The 15,628-nt window shown below is 69.2% G+C and carries 13 protein-coding genes and 1 pseudogene; 9 read left to right on the top strand and 5 right to left on the bottom strand.

Translation table 11 applies throughout. The annotated features are described in order from the left end of the window. Both MKL01_RS19080 and MKL01_RS19085 read left to right on the top strand, forming a co-directional pair. Positions 1-145, top strand: a pseudogene (locus MKL01_RS19080) (flagellar protein); the annotation flags it as partial. Positions 146-183: 38 nt separating this feature from the next. Further along, complete coding sequence (locus MKL01_RS19085; protein ID WP_243906777.1) at positions 184-885, top strand: tyrosine-type recombinase/integrase; 702 nt, start codon at positions 184-186, stop codon at positions 883-885. Positions 886-1,266: 381 nt separating this feature from the next. On the opposite strand, the gene MKL01_RS19090 is transcribed toward MKL01_RS19085, so the two are convergent. Then, a complete protein-coding gene (locus tag MKL01_RS19090; protein ID WP_243906778.1) occupies positions 1,267-2,547 on the bottom strand; it encodes an NAD(P)/FAD-dependent oxidoreductase in 1,281 nt (426 codons plus the stop codon). Positions 2,548-2,748: 201 nt separating this feature from the next. Here MKL01_RS19090 and MKL01_RS19095 point away from each other — a divergent pair, with 201 nt between their 5' ends. The 5 genes from MKL01_RS19095 to MKL01_RS19115 all read left to right on the top strand — a co-directional run bounded on the left by MKL01_RS19095 (position 2,749) and on the right by MKL01_RS19115 (position 7,995). Beyond that, the gene (locus tag MKL01_RS19095; RefSeq protein WP_243906779.1) at positions 2,749-3,816 is read left to right on the top strand and encodes an ABC transporter substrate-binding protein; all 1,068 of its coding nucleotides are present in this window, start codon (positions 2,749-2,751) and stop codon (positions 3,814-3,816) included. 17 nt (positions 3,817-3,833) lie between these two features. Continuing rightward, positions 3,834-4,988, top strand: coding sequence for an ABC transporter ATP-binding protein (locus MKL01_RS19100; RefSeq protein WP_243906780.1), 1,155 nt, complete (start codon positions 3,834-3,836; stop codon positions 4,986-4,988). Beyond that, a complete protein-coding gene (locus MKL01_RS19105; protein WP_243906781.1) occupies positions 4,988-5,821 on the top strand; it encodes an ABC transporter permease in 834 nt (277 codons plus the stop codon). The genes MKL01_RS19100 and MKL01_RS19105 overlap by 1 nt, the downstream gene beginning before the upstream one ends. Before the next feature lie 2 nt (positions 5,822-5,823). Further along, a complete protein-coding gene (locus MKL01_RS19110; protein WP_243906782.1) occupies positions 5,824-6,594 on the top strand; it encodes an ABC transporter permease in 771 nt (256 codons plus the stop codon). Between the two features lie 150 nt (positions 6,595-6,744). Beyond that, positions 6,745-7,995, top strand: a complete 1,251-nt coding sequence (locus tag MKL01_RS19115) for an NAD(P)/FAD-dependent oxidoreductase (RefSeq protein ID WP_243906783.1) — start codon at positions 6,745-6,747, stop codon at positions 7,993-7,995. A 124-nt stretch (positions 7,996-8,119) separates the two neighbouring features. Here MKL01_RS19115 and MKL01_RS19120 read toward each other — a convergent pair whose 3' ends face one another. The 4 genes from MKL01_RS19120 to MKL01_RS19135 form a co-directional block, all read right to left on the bottom strand. Further along, positions 8,120-9,103: an ABC transporter substrate-binding protein gene (locus MKL01_RS19120; RefSeq protein ID WP_243906784.1), complete on the bottom strand. Its 984-nt coding sequence runs from the start codon at positions 9,101-9,103 to the stop codon at positions 8,120-8,122. 100 nt (positions 9,104-9,203) lie between these two features. Then, a complete protein-coding gene (locus tag MKL01_RS19125; RefSeq protein ID WP_243906785.1) occupies positions 9,204-10,214 on the bottom strand; it encodes a dipeptidase in 1,011 nt (336 codons plus the stop codon). Positions 10,215-10,460: 246 nt separating this feature from the next. Further along, on the bottom strand, positions 10,461-11,780 hold the full coding sequence (dctA, locus tag MKL01_RS19130; RefSeq protein WP_243906786.1) for a C4-dicarboxylate transporter DctA: 1,320 nt from the start codon (positions 11,778-11,780) through the stop codon (positions 10,461-10,463). Between the two features lie 75 nt (positions 11,781-11,855). Beyond that, on the bottom strand, positions 11,856-12,767 hold the full coding sequence (locus tag MKL01_RS19135; protein WP_243906787.1) for a TauD/TfdA dioxygenase family protein: 912 nt from the start codon (positions 12,765-12,767) through the stop codon (positions 11,856-11,858). A 117-nt stretch (positions 12,768-12,884) separates the two neighbouring features. Between MKL01_RS19135 and MKL01_RS19140 the strand changes: the two genes are divergently transcribed. Next, a complete protein-coding gene (locus MKL01_RS19140; protein ID WP_243906788.1) occupies positions 12,885-13,625 on the top strand; it encodes a GntR family transcriptional regulator in 741 nt (246 codons plus the stop codon). Positions 13,626-14,360: 735 nt separating this feature from the next. Next, the gene (locus MKL01_RS19145) at positions 14,361-15,620 is read left to right on the top strand and encodes an SPFH domain-containing protein (protein WP_243906789.1); all 1,260 of its coding nucleotides are present in this window, start codon (positions 14,361-14,363) and stop codon (positions 15,618-15,620) included. Positions 15,621-15,628: the final 8 nt, after the last annotated feature.

Below are 15,628 nucleotides of genomic sequence, written 5' to 3' on the forward strand. Positions count from 1 at the left end.
GAACCTGCTCTCGCTGCAGGACACCGCGACCCTGATGGCGACCACCCAGAACCGCCTCGCCACCGGCAAGACGGTCAACTCCGCCCTCGACAACCCGACCAACTTCTTCACCTCCCAGGCCCTCGACAGCCGCTCCACCAGCCTCCGGAGGCCGTGCGGGCGCGGCGCGCGACGGCCAAACGTGTGCTGACGATCCTGAAGGCGGCGCTCAATCATGCGTTTCAGGAGGGCAAGACCAACTCAGACGAGGCGTGGCGCCGAGCGAAGCCCTACCGCGAGGCTGACGCAGCTAAGATCCGTTACCTCACCGCGGCCGAGTGCCGGCGCCTGCTTGAGGCCTGCGAGGGGGCCTTCCGCGATCGCGTGCGCGGCGCATTGGCGACAGGGTGCCGCTACGGCGAATTCGGTCGGATCCGCGTGTCCGACTTCGATGCGCAGGCGCGCACCGTGATGATCGCCAAGTCGAAGCAGGCCAAGCCGCGTCCCATCGCGCTGAGCGACGAAGGGGCCGCCTTCTTCGCTGCACTCACCGCCGGCCGGCCAAGAACCGCACTGGTCTTTTCCCGGGCTGATGGAGAACCATGGGGAGCCTCACACCAGCAGCGGCCGCTGATTGAAGCTTCAGCGCGGGCGAGGCTTGAGCCACCCTGCGCCTTCCACATCCTACGCCATACATACGCCAGCGCGCTGGCCACGAAGGGCGTGCCGATGCGCGTCATCGCCGACCAACTCGGGCACGCAGACACGCGCGTTACTGAAAAACACTACGCCCACTTGACGCCGTCCTATGGGGCCGAGGCGGTGCGGCATGCGCTGCCGGCGCTCGGCTTGGACGCGCCGCCAGCCGCCTCAGGATTCCTTTCAACATTTGACGCAGCCAGTTGAGAATATTCGCGCACCCGGAAGGGCTCAGTCATGCGATTTTTGCCCTTCAGGAGCAATTATCTCACTCACTCTCGGTAAGATGCGCTCAAATTTGCTTTAGAATTATGACCTAAGTCGCTTTAAGCGTTTACTTTCCGCATAAGAGGCCTATTTTGTCGAGTGCGTCAGCTTGTGCGGCGACGGTTGCAATGTGGTCGCTGGGCATCGAGGCAAGAGCGGTGCTCTCGAGCTGACCGGATGCGGCGCCTCCGAAGGCTTGACAGCGCACATGTGCATCAAAATTGTTGATTGGTACTTGAAGCAACCATCTCTTGTTTATTTCCTATCGCTCGAATATTTGTACCATCAACTCGGCACCGTGTGTATAACCCTGGGAGATTCTCATTTTCGGGTGGGCCACCTATCCTTAAAACGCAGCCAGCCGAACACGGCCGGCATGAACCAAGCCTTGCCCGCGATGAGCGGCACCCACCGCGGCGGGCGGAAGTCGAGGGCCGAGCCGCCAGCCTGATCGCTCAACACCTGTAGCGCCGCCTTCTTGCCGGCCCATCGCGCCCACACCACGCCCGACCCGCAGTAACCCGCCGCGTAGCGCCGGCCGTCCAGCGCGAAGATCCGGGGAACCATGTCGCGGTTCATGGCGACGTTGCCGTACCAGCTGTGCTCGATCGCGACGCCGTCGAGCTGAGGGAAGATGTCGGCGAGCGCGCGCCGCAGGCTCGCGGTAGGCCACGCGGCATCGCCGGCGATCGTCCCGTCGCGGCCTCCGAACAGGATGCGCGCCCCGTCGGGCGAGGGCCGGTAGTAGTAGTGGAGTTTGCGCGTCTCCGCGTACATCATGCGGCTCGGCATCAATTCGCCCATGAGGTTGGCCGAGAGCGGCACGGTCGCGATGATGCGGCTGCGCACGGGCACGAGCCGGCTGCGCAGCCATCGGTCGAACCGGTCCGTGTAGCCGTTGGTGCCGACGATCACGTGGCTCGCGCGGACCGCGCCCCGCGCGGTCAGGACCTCGTAGCCCCCGGCCTCGCCCCGGATGCCGAGCACGGCGGTCTCGCCGTGCACGCGGGCGCCCGCGTCCCGGGCGAGGCGGAGCATCGCGGCGTGCAGCTTCGCCGGATGAAGGCCGCCGATGTCCATGCGGACGTTACCGCCGTGGTAGAACGCCGTGCCGATGTAGCTGCGCTGCTCAGCCCGCGCGACCGGGTGGGCCTCGATGCCGAACGCGCCGTGCAGGTGATCGGCCTCCCGCGCCAAGCGCTCGTAGTCGGCGGCGCGGGAGGCGCCGGCGAAGCGGCCGACGAGCTCAAAATCGCAGTCGATGCCCTCCTCGGCGATGAACCGGTACAGGTCCTCGCGCGCCGCCTTGGACTCGGCCACGAGGGCGGCGGCCCGCTCGGCGCCGAACCGCCGCGACAGATCGGCGAGGGACGGGCGCAGGTTTCCGCTCGTGATGCCGCCGTTGCGGGACGAGGCGCCCTCGCCGGGTCTCTGGCGGTCGAAGACCTGAACGCTGCGGCCAGCCCGAGCCAGCGTCAGCGCCGCGGACAGGCCCGTGTAGCCCGCGCCGACGATGACCACGTCGGAGGTGCCGCGCACGGGCACGGGGTCGGATTCTGCCAGAGGTGCCGCCCGCCACCAGTACGGCTCGTTCCTGATCATGGACGCTCCCCGCGACGGTCGGTGAGACCACCGTCCGGTCTCCGGTGGGAGTATGCAAGCGCCGGGCTCGACCGCGGACCAGCCCTGCGGCCCTCCGCATGTGCGGCACGTCGTAAATGCGGTCAGGATTGCCCGCGATTTCTACTAGCCGGTCAGGATTTCCTGCGCCTAAACTCCGCTCCGAGGTAATGGGAGCCCGCGGTGCCGAAGCTGTCCACGACCCCGACGCGGCGCGGCCTCATGGTGGGCAGTGCGGCGCTGCTCGCGATGCCGGCCGTGATCACGAACCCCGCCCGGGCGGCCACGCAACTGCGGGTACGCACGCCGGGCGGCTCCTTCGACGAGATCAAGCGCAGGACCGTCTACGAGCCGTTCCTGAAGGAGACCGGCATCGAGATCGTGCCCGTCCCGAGTACGGTGGGCAAATTGCTCGCCATGTACAAGGCCGGGCAGGTCGAGATCGACTGCATCGACACCGGCAACGACGCCAACCTCATGCTGGAGGAGGCGGGCGCGCTCGTCCCGATCGACTACGGCGCGTTTCGCTACACGAAGCTCGAGGACGTCGATCCGAGCCTGAAGCTCCCCTATCAGGTCGGCTCGTTCGTGTACGCGTTCGTGCTCTGCTACCGGACGGACGTGTTCAAGCCCGGCTCCGAGCCGAAATCCTGGGCCGAGTTCTGGGACACGAACGCGTTTCCCGGACCGCGCACGCTGGCCGGGATCGAGTCCGGAGCCCCGAACCTCGAGATCGCGCTCCTCGCCGACGGCGTTGCGATGGACAAGGTCTACCCCGTCGACATCGAGCGCGCCCTCAAATCCATGGGCCGGATCAAGTCCAGCGTCCCCAAGTTTTGGGATACCGGCGCGCTGTCCGCGCAGATGATGGCCGACAAGGAGGCCGTGCTCGGCGTGCTCTGGAACACCCGCGCCCAGGCCTCCATCGACGGCGGCGCCCCGCTCGGCATCCAGTGGAACCAGAACCAAGTCCTGGTGCAGTCCTATGCCATACCCAAGGGGGCCAAGGCGCCCGAGGCCGCGCTCAAGTTCATCGACTACTCGATCAGCGAGGACGTGCAGAAGCGCTGGCTCGCCGAGTACAAGGCGATCCCGGTCAACACCAAGGTCTACCCGCACACCTCGAAGCTCCTGCTCGATCCCGCCAGCGGCACGCCCTGGACCGTCTCGAAGGGCTTCAGGAACGACATCACCTGGTGGTCGGCCAACCGAACCAAAGTGAGCCGCGCTTGGTCGAACTGGGTGCTGTGATCGGACGGGACGCGAGCGTGCCGGGCGCCGTCGGCCTCGCCCGCGCGCGTGAGCGCGCGGCGGCAGTCACGGGACCGGCCGGCAAAGCGCTGGAGCTCCAGGGGCTGACCAAGATCTACGGCTCCGAGACCGTCGTGGACCGCTTCGAGACCCGCATCGAGGCGGGCGAGTTCTTCTCGCTGCTCGGCCCCTCCGGCTCGGGCAAGACCACGACCCTGATGATGGTCGCGGGGTTCGCGTCGATCGACGCCGGGCGCCTCCTGGTCGACGGGGTCGACCTCGCGGCCGTGCCTCCGGAGCGGCGCGGTTTCGGCATGGTCTTCCAGAACTACGCGATCTTCCCGCACATGGACGTGTTCGAGAACGTGGCGTTCCCGCTTCGCGCCCGCGGGATGCCGAAGGCGCTCGTGCGCGAGCGGGTCGCGGCCGCGCTCGACCTTGTCCAGCTCAGACACCTGTCCGACCGCTACGCGCGCCAGCTCTCGGGCGGCCAGCAGCAGCGCGTGGCGATCGCCCGGGCGATCGTGTTCCAGCCGCCCGTCGTGCTCATGGACGAGCCGCTCGGCGCCCTCGACAAGAACCTCCGCTACGACCTGCAGGTCGAGATCAAGGAGATCCAGCGGCGGCTCGGCATGACGGTCCTCTACGTCACCCACGACCAGGAGGAGGCGATGAACCTGTCCGATCGCGTGGCGATCATGAGCCGCGGCCGCGTCGAGCAGATCGGCGCGCCCCGCGCGGTCTACGAGCGCCCGGTCAACGCCTTCACCGCCCGGTTCCTGGGCGAGGCGAACCTCCTGCCGGGCAGGATCGTGACGCCCGGCCCGGGCCGCATCGCATTCCAGCTCGAGGACGGGGCGGTGCTGCACGCGGACGAGGCGGCGACGCGCGGGGCGGGGACCGAGGGTCAGCTGTTCGTGCGCCCGGAGAAGCTGACGCTCAACCCCTCAGCCGATCCGCTGCGCGATGGTCTCAATCACCTGAGCGGCACGGTGCGGCGCGCGTCCTTCCTCGGCAGCGTCGTGCGCTACGCCGTCGAGACGGGCAGCGGCGCGCTCGTGACCGCCGACGCCCCGAACGTGGCCGCCCATCACCACCCGGAGCCCGGCGCGCGCGTCGCCCTCGCGTGGTCCCCGGCCGACACGGTCATCCTGCCGCCGGACGCGGCCTGATGGGACGGGACCGGACGTGGCTCCTGCTCCTGCCCGCGCTCGGCTTGCTCGTCCTGCTGTTCCTCGCGCCGCTCGCCTGGTTCCTGGCGCGGACCCTGTTCATCGAGACGGCGCCCGCCGAGGTGCCGGCGCTCTTCGCCGACGTCCTCACTGCGCGCTCCATGCAGGTCGCCGCGCTCACGACGCTCTGGGTCTCGGTCCTCGTCACGCTCGCGACGCTGGTGATCGGCTACCCGATCGCATTCTACCTGGCCAATCGCCGCGGCTGGCGCGCCGCGCTCGTCGTGTTCTGCGTGGTCGTGCCGTACTTCACCAGCGTGATCGTGCGGACCTACGCGCTGACGGTGGTGCTCGGCCGCAGCGGGCTCATCAACGAGCTCCTGGGCGCGTCGGGTCTCATCGGGGCTCCCCTGGCGCTCCTCTACAACACCTTCGGGATCGTGGTCGGCATGACCTACGTGCTGCTGCCCTACATGGTGCTCACGCTCTACGCGACCATGAAGGCGATCGACCCCAACCTGCTGCGGGCCGGGCGCGCCCTCGGGGCGAGCCCCCTCTACCTGTTCCGGCGCGTCTATCTCCCGCTGTCCGTCCCGGGGATCGTGTCGGGCTCGCTCATCGTCCTCATCCTGGCGCTCGGCTTCTTCATCACGCCCGCGCTGATGGGCGGGCCCGGCGACGTCACCGTCGCGATGCTGATCGAGCGGGCGATCGAGATCCTGATCGACTGGCCGAGCGCGGCCGTCATGTCGGTGGTCTTGCTCGCCGCGACCCTGATCCTCTTCGCGGTCTACGCCCGCGTGACGGATCTGCGCCGCATGATGGGGGCCTGAGCGTGCGCGCCGCGCTGCCGCTGTTCGTCGGATGCGCCTGCCTGCTCCTGATCCTGCCGATCGCCATCGTCGTGGTGCTGGGGTTCAGCGGCGGCACCTTCCTGCGCTTCCCGCCCACGTCCCTGTCACTGCGGTGGTTCGCGGCCTTCCTCGGCGATCCGGGCTGGCGCGCCGCGCTGTGGTCGAGCCTCGCGATCGGCGGCGTGGCCTGCGTCGTCGCCACCGGGGTCGGGTTCCTGGCCGCCTACGCGCTCGTGCGCGGCGCATTCCCGGCCAAGCGGCTGATCCTGGCCGTCGCGCTCCTGCCGATCGTCTCGCCGACCGTCGTCACGGCGATCGCCATGTACTACGCGTCCGCGCGCCTTGGGCTCGTCGGGAACGTGGTCTGGGTGGGGCTCTGCCACGCCGTGATCGCCTTCCCGGTCGTCCTGCTGATCCTGTTGTCCGCGCTGCAGGCCGTCGACCTGCGCCTGGAGCAGGCGGCCCTCAGCCTGGGCGCGAGCCGCGCCCGGACGCTGCGCACCGTCGTCGTGCCGCTCGCCGCACCCGGCCTCGCCTCGGCCGCCCTGTTCGCGTTCCTGACCTCCTTCGACGAGCTCGTCATCTCGCTCTTCCTCACCAACGCGGCCACGCAGACCCTGCCGGTGCGCATCTGGAACAGCCTGCACATGCAGGTGGAGCCGACGGTGGCGGCGGTCAGCGCGTTCCTGATCGGCGTCACGGGCGTCATCCTGGCCGCCGATGCGCTTCTGCGCCGGCGTCGGAAGGCCTGAGCCCATGCCCGGCTCTCGCCCAGCTCCCACGATCCCGTCCGCACCGCCTGGGCGACGCGCGCTCCGCAGATCCCGGGGCGAGGTCCGAACGCCATCCGCCGACCGGTCACGGTCGGGCCACCGCCTATCCTCGGCCGCCGGAGACGCCGCATGAGCGATGAGAACACCGCGATCGTCCTCGGCGCGGGCGTGGTCGGGCTGTCGACCGCGCTCTACCTTCGGCGCGCCGGCCGGGATGTGACCGTGATCGATCCGCTGCCGCCGGGCGGCGGCGCCTCTTACGGCAACGCCGGCATGATCAGCGCCGACACGGCCTCGCCGATCGCGATGCCCGGTATGCTTCGCCAGGTGCCCGGCTGGCTCCGCGATAAGAAAGGCCCGCTGGTCGTCCACCCCTCCTATCTTCCCTCCGCGCTGCCCTGGCTGATGCGCTGGATCAAGGAAGGACGGATCGAGCGCGTCCTGGCGATCTCGGACGCGCTGCGCGCCCTGCACAAGGACGCGTTCGCCTGCTGGCAGGACCTGATCGGACCGCAGGTGTTCGGCGAGCTCGTCCGGCGCACCGGTCAGATCCAGGTCTGGGACGGCGAGGGCGAGAGCGCGGGCGCGCGCGTCGAGCGGCAGATCCGCGAGCGGCACGGCATCGAGGCGCAGGTGCTCGGGGCCGACGACCTGCAGCAGATGGTGCCCGGCATCTCCCGCGCCGTGCGGCGCGCGCTCCTCGTGCCCGGCAACGGCTACACGATCAGCCCCGCCCGGCTCGTCGGGGCCCTGGCCGAACGGCTGCGCGGTGAGGGCGGCACGATCGTGGCCGAGCGGGCCCTGAAGCTGATCCCGCGCGAGGGCGGCGGCTTCACCGTCTGGACCAACGTCGCGAACCGGGCCGGCGCCGACGTCGTGGTCGCGGGCGGCGCGTGGTCGAAGGCGCTGCTCGACCCGCTCGGGGTGCGCGTGCCGCTCGAGACCGAGCGGGGCTATCACGCCATGCTGCCTGCGCCCTCGATCGAGCCGCGCTACACGATCAGCTACAAGTCGCGCGGCTTCGGGGTGACGCCGATGGAAGGGGGTCTTCGCGCGGCCGGCACGGTCGAATTCGCCGGCCTGGACGCACCGCCGGACGAGACCCGTGCCCGGATCCTGGCCGAGCATGCGCGCGCGCTCTTCCCCGGCCTCACCCACGGGGAGCCGCAGCTGTGGCTCGGGTTCCGGCCCTCACTCCCGGACACGCTGCCCGTGCTCGGTCCGGTCCCGCAGCAGCCGGGCCTGCACCTCGCGTTCGGCCACGGCCACTACGGCATGACCGCCGGCCCGCCGAGCGGGCGTTTGGTCGCCGCGCTCCTGGCACGGCGCGCCGCCCCGATCGATCCGGCCCCCTACGCCGTCGGCCGCTTCGCGTCCTGAGCCGGGCGCGGACGCTCGCCCCCGGGACGGACCGAGCGGCGATGCCGCGCGAGGCTTCTAACGGAAGGTGAGGCTGCCCGCGGAACTGGGCGCTCCATCGCCAATCGCAACAGGGATCAAATCCTCAGCCGCCGGGGCGATCGGACACGGCCTCCGGGAAGTAGAGATCGCGCCACGACGCGGGCGCGCTCGCGATCATGCCGGCGTGCGCCATGAAGTCGGCGAACGTCATCACGTTCTGTGGGGTGAGGCTCCAGTTGGTCCCGGGCTCGTCCAGGACGCGCGCGGCGACCTCGAGCGGCAGCTTCGATCCGGTGGCGGCGATCCAGCCCGCGATCGCACCGCGCGGGTCCGCCGCGATCGTCGCCTCCGCCTCCTTCAGGGCGGCCACGATCGCGCCGAACAACTTCGGGTTCTCGTCGTGGAAGCGGGTCGTCGCCAGGACGTTCGCGTAGCTGTGCGGCCCGCCCGTCACGGCGAACGAGCTGAACAGTCGGCGCATCCCGGGCGCGGCGAGCAGCTGATCCTGGAAGGGCGGCGTGCTGACGACGCTCTTCACCGTATCGACGCCCGCCAGCATGGCCGTGGTGGCGTCCGGCTGGCCCATCGAGACGAGCAGGGTATCGAACCGGGAGACGCTCGCCTGGCCCAGGGTCTGCGCGACCGCCATCTGCAGCAGGACGGCGTTGATCGTGCCCTTGCCGCCCGGGGTGGCGATCCGGTCGGCGTCCTTGAAGTCCCGGACGGAGGCGATCACCGGATCGCGGGTCACGAGATAGAGCGGCACCGCGCCGATCGCCGCGATTCCCTTCACCGCCTGCCGCGAGCCGCGCGTGCGCGCCCAGACGATGAGCGCCCCCGGGATGCCGGCCGCCGCCACGTCCGCACTGCCGGACAAAAGCGAGGAGATCATCGCGTCCGGCCCGCTGAAGGTGAGCCAGTTGACCTTGACCTCCGGCAGGCCCGCTTCGCGGGCGTGCTTCTCGATCAGGCGGTCGCGCTCCATGATGATGAGCGGCAGGAACGCGATCGAGAACTGCTTGGCGATCGCGATCTCGGTCTTCTCGGCCCGCGCCGCGCCGGGCAGGCCGGCGAGCAGTGCGATCATCGCCGCGGCGAACGCCCGCCGCCAGGGGCGGCGATGCCCAGATGCGAAACTGGGTCCAGCGAACGCCCTCATCCTCGAACCCCTCGATCGCCCCGCGAGGCTACGCGCCCCAGACATCGCCGAGAAAGCGAACCCAGTTCTCGCCCATGACGCGCCGGATGCGAGACTCCGGCCAGCCGCGCGCCTCCATGGCGACCGTCAGCGCGCCGTAGCTCGCGTAATCCGCGAAGGCCGCGGGCCGGCGCTGCGGGGCGAAGGTCGTGAGCTGGCGGGCGTAGCCCTTGTCGTGCGTCCAGTAGGGCGGGTCGGCCTCGGTGTAGTCCTCCCAGTAGATCGACCACGCCTCGTAGCGCTGCCGGGCATCGGTGCCGAAGCCGACGCCCTCCTCGCCCACGACGCCGATGATGTGCTCGACGACGTCGAGGAAGTCGTCGAGCGTCGCGTCCATGCCGCGCGCCAGAAACGTGGTGAAGAAGGTCACCCCGACGAACCCGCCCTTCTCGGCGATGGCGCGGAGCTGGTCGTCCGACTTGTTGCGCGGATGATCCTTCAAGGCCCGCGCGGCCACGTGGGAGTAGCAGACCGGAAGGCGGGAGGCGGCGATGGCCTCCTCGGAGGTTTTGGGCCCGACATGCGACAGGTCGATCAGCATGCGCACGCGATTCAACTCCGCCACGACCTCGTGGCCGAAGCCGGTGAGGCCGGAATCGCGCGCCTCGTAGCAGCCGCAGCCGATGAGGTTCTGCGTGTTGTAGGTCAGCTGCACGACGCGCACGCCGACGTCGTGGAAGAGCTGGATGAACGGGATCTGGTCCTCGATCGCCGACGCGTTCTGCCAGCCGAGGACCACGCCGATCCGGCCCTCCCGCTTGGCGGCGCGCAGATCGGCCGCGGTGAGCACCGGGCGCGCGAGGTCGGCGTTGGAGGCCAGCGACATCTTCCAGCGCGCGATGCGCTCCATGGTCGGGCGGAACCCCTCCCACACGGAGCAGGTGAAGTTGGCTCCCGTGAGCCCGCCGGCCCGCATGAGCTCGAGCTCCCGACGGCCGCCGGAGGTGAGGACGAGGCCGTCGAAGACGAGGAGGTCGGGATGAAGGTGAGATGCGGCCACGAAGCTCCCCGCGCGCGGGTCCTAAAGGTGATCCTCAAGCGCCCGTCAGCGGGGCGCCAAGTTGGACCGGGCGCATCGTGAGGGATCGGCCCGGGCAAGTCGGTCGGGTCCCGCGCGCTCCCGGCACTCGGTCCGTTCCAAGAACCATGCCCGGCCCGGCCACGACACACGCCCTAGGGCGCCGGGCCGTCCGCGACGGCACGCGGGCTCGCGCCCCGTGGAGATCGGGGCGGCCTCGGCGCGCCCTCAAGCCGAGCGCCGGAGCGCGTCCTGCGCCGGGTCGAGGGCCAGCGGGGTGGCTGGCGCGCGATCCTCGCGCGCCAGCACGCGTCGCGCCTGCTCCACGTCGAGCGCCTTCTCCCACCACGCGACGAAGACCGTGGCCACCGTGTTGCCGAACAGGTTCCCGATCGCCCGGGCCTCGCTCATGAACCGGTCCACGCCCAAGATGATGACAATCCCCTCCACCGGGATCTTGCCACTCACGGTCGAGAGCGTAGCCGCGAGTGTGATGAAGCCCGCTCCAGGTGCCGTGGCGGCCCCTTTCGACACGAGGAGGAGCACCGCCAGCATCTGGACATAGTCGCCGAACGACAGCGGGATGTTGAGCGCCTGCGCGATGAAGGCGATCGCCAGGGTGAAGTACATCGACGTGCCGTCGAGGTTGAACGCGTAGCCGAGCGGCAGCGTGAGGCCGACGACGGACCGCCTGCACCCGAGCCGTTCGAGCTTGACGAGCAGCAGCGGCAGGACGGGCTCGGTCGTGCTCGTCCCGAGCGCGATGAAGATCTCCTCCCGGATGTAGCGCGCGAGCGCCCACAGCCGCAGCCCGGTGAGCCGGACGATCGGCCCGAGCACGAGGCCGATGAAGGCGAGGAGCGTCAGGTAGAAGCACAGCACGAGCTTGCCGAGCTGGGCGAGGCTGCCGATGCCGTAGCGGCCGATCGCGAAGGCCACCGCCCCGAACACGCCGATCGGGGCCAACCGCATGATCAGCCCGAGGACGCGAAACAGCATCGCGCCGAGGTCTTCGAACAGGACCAGCAATCCGCTGCTGCGCGGACCGAGCTGGACGAGGGCGAGCCCGCAAAGCACGGCCACGAGCAGCACGCTGAGCGTGTCGCCGGACGCGAAGGCGCCGACGATCGTGTTCGGGATGATGTTGACGAAGAACCCGACCATGTCCTGCGTCGCGGCCTTCGCGACGTAGTTTCCGACGCTGGCGCGGCTCAAGGTGGCGGGGTCGATGTTCATGCCCTCGCCGGGCGCCACGAAATGGCCGACGGCGAAGCCGATCACCATCGCGAGCGTGGTCAGAACCTCGAAGTACACGATCGCCTTCAGGCTGATGCGCCCGACTTCGGCGCTGTCGCGCAGTTTGGCGATGCCGAGCACGACGGTGACGAAGATGATCGGCGCGACCACCATGCGGATCGCGCGCACGAAGGCGTCGCCCAAGGGCTGAAGCGCCGTGCCGAACTCGGGGTAGACATGCCCCAGCGCGGCACCCGCCACGACGGCGGCGATGATCTGCAGATAGAACGATTTCGCGGAACCCGTCGCCATGAGCGCCTCACCTTCGGTCGCGGTGGGCCACCGGCGGCGCGGCGGTTCAGCCGCTTCCGGTGACGGCGTTTCGGCTCAGGCCATCGCGGCCACGGCGCGCGCCAGCGCGTCCGGATTGTCGTTCTGCGCCACCTCGTAGAGGCGCCCGACCTCTTCCCCCTCGAGCGAGCAGCGGACCATGTGCCGATACTGGCTCGGATCGAAATCCGGCAGGGCGATGTGCTGCGTGCACCGGTTGTCCCAGAGGACGAGATCGCCGACCGTCCAGCGATGGCGGTAGACGAATTCCGGCGCCATCGCGTGCTCGTTGAGGAAGTGCAGGATCGCGTCGCTCTCCTCGTCGCTCATCCCCACGAAGCGCCGGATGCGCTGGCCGATCAGAAGCGACTTCCGGCCCGTCTCGGGGTGCGTGCGCACCACCGGGTGCACGACCGGCGGGTTCAGCCGCTTGAGTTCGGCCACCTTCTCGGGGTCGCGCTGCTCGATGTTCTTGATGAGCGAGGCGTCGTGCACGGCCTCGAGCCCCTCGACGAAGTCCCGCATGCGCGGGCTCAGCATCTCGTAGGCGAGATAGAGATTGGCCCACATCGTGTCGCCGCCGACCGGCGGCTTTTCCCGGCACAGGAGCAGCGCGCCCTTCGCCGGCCGCAGAGTGAACGTCAGGTCGGTGTGCCAATTGCGCCCAGTGTTGCGGGTATCCGACGGCTTCCCGGCGATGGGCTTGTTGGTGATCATGAGCAGTTCGGGATGCTCGGGATCGAGGTAGTTGCGTGGCTGCGAGGCGTGCTGGTCGAGCCGCCCGAAGTTCCGCGAGAAGCGCATGTGCTGCTCGGGGGTGAGATTCTGCCCAGGGAAGACGAGCACGAGGTGCTTCAGCCAGGCGGCGTGCACCGCGGCCATGTCGGCTGCATTCACCTCCCGCGACAGATCGAGGCCCGTGACGGCTGCGCCGAGCGCGTAGCCCAGGGGTTCGACGTTTACGCCCATCGAGCATCCTCCCAATTAATTTTCAGGCATGCTAGTCGGGTGTCGATTGTCTGACAAGGTTTTTCAGTGTGGGTCTTGTGAGAGCAAAACCGTGTCGACTGCGCTAACATCCCGACCATGAGATCCAACGGCGACGCCGACACCAGCGCCCTCGCGGACGCGCCGATCGGCCTGACCGCTCGCTCCCTGCCGGCTCAACTGGCCGAGCGCCTTCAGGATGCGATCCTGGCCGGCCGCCTTCCGCCCGGCGCCCGCCTGAAGGAGCTGAGCTTGGCCCAAGAGCACGCGGTCAGCCGCGCGACCGTCCGCGAGGCGCTGATCCTCTTGGAGAAGAGCCGCTTCGTCGAGCGCATCCCCCGCTTCGGCGCGCGCGTGGCCACCCCGATCACCCAGGACGTGCTGCAGCTGTTCGAGGTCCGCGGCGCACTTCTCGGCATCGCGGCCTCGCAGTGCGCGGGCGCGAACCGTACGGACGTGGTCCGGGATCTCGGCCGCATCGTGGATCAGATGCGCCGCCACACGCACAGGGATGCCGATCCGTTTCGTTTCGCGGAGCTCTCGATCGCCGCGCAACATCTCCTGTTGCGCGCCAGCGGCAACCGATATCTGGTCGAGATCTACGAGCAGCTCGCCAATCTGGGCTCATGGCACATCGTGCGATCGCGCGCGCTGTCGTTTGTCGAAGAGCACCGACGGATCGAATCCCTGCAGGATTGGACAGCAGTGCTGCAGGCGCTCGAGGGCGGACGGCAGGACGCTGCGGAGCGGGCCGCCCGGTTGGTCCTCACGCACTCGGCCATCGGCGTCTCGGCGCAGCTCGCCGCAGCGGTCGATGACGAGGCGCACGCGGTTCCCTAGCTACTTCGCAGCGGCGGCTTCTCCTCTCGCCCATTTGACGTAGCACTCTTGCCTATCGGCCCGGTCTGGTGCGTCCGATCTGGCCTTGCAGCGTCCCGGTTCTCGAAGCCGAGATCGTGTTTGATCGCGTCACAGCCGTCCATGACGACCGAATCGTCTGGCACCAGCGCCCCTCGGCAACGCCGGCGTAGGTAGAGCTGCCCAAGGATCAGGATGGCGCAGACGGTGTGAAGAAGACGGCGCTGATCGGGCGCCCTACGAACACTGTCACGGACGCCCAATGCCGTCGGCCACGGCGTCTTCGGATCGATCCGAGCCACACGTGAACCCGACGACGCCCGTGGAGGGGGAGCCGTGAACGCCGTCCGCGCCCTGCGTGACGCGATGGTCGCGGCGGCAGCCTGACGGCGCGACGTGTTTGGGCAGGCGGCACCGGAAGGCTTTGTGGCCACGATGCGCGCCGCCGAAATCACGACCGGTGCCAGGACCGCCGCGGCTGGTCCAGCGCAGGAGTGGCGGCACGCCTCATCGGATCGATCCGACGGAGCATCTAAAGCCGGTCGGTGCGCTGCTTGCCGCTGAGGCCGGCACCCCAAACGAAGGACTGCGCGCGTCGTTCCATGCCGCCGCTGCTCGGCTCAAGGCCGAGCTTCGCGAAGAAGACCCTGACACGCTTCGGCGCGAGTACTGATATCGCCGACGCTCGTCATGAGCATTCAATTTTTGAGATCGTCCATGTCTACGCTCATCCGCGCCGGCCTGTCGCTCGGCGCCGTCGCAGTTTTCGCCGGCCTGCCCCGGCTCGCCTCGACGGAAGCCGGATTGACAGCAGGCCGCTTGGCCGTCGCGCAGCTCTCCGACAGCGATGCCGCCCCCTTCAAGACACAGATAGCGTCCGACCTCGCCGGCGGCTCGCCCCTGCCGTTCCTGGCGCTTCTCGTTGTCCTTGCAGTGATCTGGCTCGTGCCCGCCCGACGGGCGCCGCTCGCCGTCCTGCTCCTGGGCCTCGGCTCTGCCGCAGCGCCCGAGCCGGCGCGAGCCTACTTCAGCAAGTACGACTACGGCGAATACATCGAGATCCTGCCGAACCAATCAGCCTTCGTGATCCCGGAGAGCGGGGATACGAAGACGACGCAGGCGCAATTCGGCTCGGAGAGGTTCCTCGCCGAGAGCAAGGTCGCGGCCAAGCGCGTGCAGATCCCGCACACGAAGCTGCCCAATACCGGCACGCTCTCGGACTACTACGTGCCGGCCGCGCGCCTGATCGTCGTCGACCGCACGCCGGTGTCTCGCGAGTGGACGACCTCGGCCAACCGCGGCACGTCGAGCGCGGACCAGGGGTTCCGCTTCGAGACCGCCGACTCGATCGGCCTGTCGACCTCGGTGGTGATCTCCGCCTTCGTGAAGGAAGAGGACGCGGCCAAGTTCCTGTACTGGTTCGGTACCAAGCCGGCCGCTCAGGACACGGACGAGGCGCGCTTCGCCTCCGTGCTCTACGGCCGCTCGCTCGCCGAGGTGGTCGACGGCAACGTCCACCGCACGGTTCAGGCGGCGCTCGCGCGTGAGTTCGGCAAGCGCGCGACGGACGATGCGATCCGCCAGAAGGCCGAGATCATGGCGGCCGTCGAGAAGGCGGTGACCGACCAGTTCGCGCCGATGGGCGTCACAGTCACGACGCTGGGCTTTGCCGACGAGCTGAACTTCGAGAACGCTGCGATCCAGGCGGCAATCGACGACACGTTCATGGCCAACAAGCGGGCGCAATCGGCCCAGGCGCAACTCGCCACGCTGCCGATCCAGGAGCGGATCCTCGACCTGGAGATCCGCCGCTCGGACGCGCAGGCACGCCAGACGCTCGCCGGCCGCTGGAACGGCAACGCGTCGGGCTTCCTGCCTTCGTGGGTCGTGATCCCGAGCGACATCCTCGGCGCGATCCGCGGCTGGTTCGGCGGTGAGACGAAGCCCGCACTTCCGGCCGCGGCGCCGAGAGGCTGAGCTCGACG

The sequence above is a fragment of the Methylobacterium sp. J-070 genome, assembly GCF_022829385.1.
Classification (GTDB): domain Bacteria; phylum Pseudomonadota; class Alphaproteobacteria; order Rhizobiales; family Beijerinckiaceae; genus Methylobacterium.

What these genes read in the sequence shown, in the direction of transcription:
- MKL01_RS19090 (WP_243906778.1), bottom strand. Translation starts at nt 2,547, where the DNA reads ATGATCAGGAACGAGCCGTACTGGTGGCGGGCGGCACCTCTGGCAGAA.
- MKL01_RS19105 (WP_243906781.1), top strand. Translation starts at nt 4,988, where the DNA reads ATGGGACGGGACCGGACGTGGCTCCTGCTCCTGCCCGCGCTCGGCTTG.
- MKL01_RS19115 (WP_243906783.1), top strand. Translation starts at nt 6,745, where the DNA reads ATGAGCGATGAGAACACCGCGATCGTCCTCGGCGCGGGCGTGGTCGGG.
- MKL01_RS19120 (WP_243906784.1), bottom strand. Translation starts at nt 9,103, where the DNA reads ATGATCGCACTGCTCGCCGGCCTGCCCGGCGCGGCGCGGGCCGAGAAG.
- dctA (WP_243906786.1), bottom strand. Translation starts at nt 11,780, where the DNA reads ATGGCGACGGGTTCCGCGAAATCGTTCTATCTGCAGATCATCGCCGCC.
- MKL01_RS19135 (WP_243906787.1), bottom strand. Translation starts at nt 12,767, where the DNA reads ATGGGCGTAAACGTCGAACCCCTGGGCTACGCGCTCGGCGCAGCCGTC.
- MKL01_RS19140 (WP_243906788.1), top strand. Translation starts at nt 12,885, where the DNA reads ATGAGATCCAACGGCGACGCCGACACCAGCGCCCTCGCGGACGCGCCG.
- MKL01_RS19145 (WP_243906789.1), top strand. Translation starts at nt 14,361, where the DNA reads ATGTCTACGCTCATCCGCGCCGGCCTGTCGCTCGGCGCCGTCGCAGTT.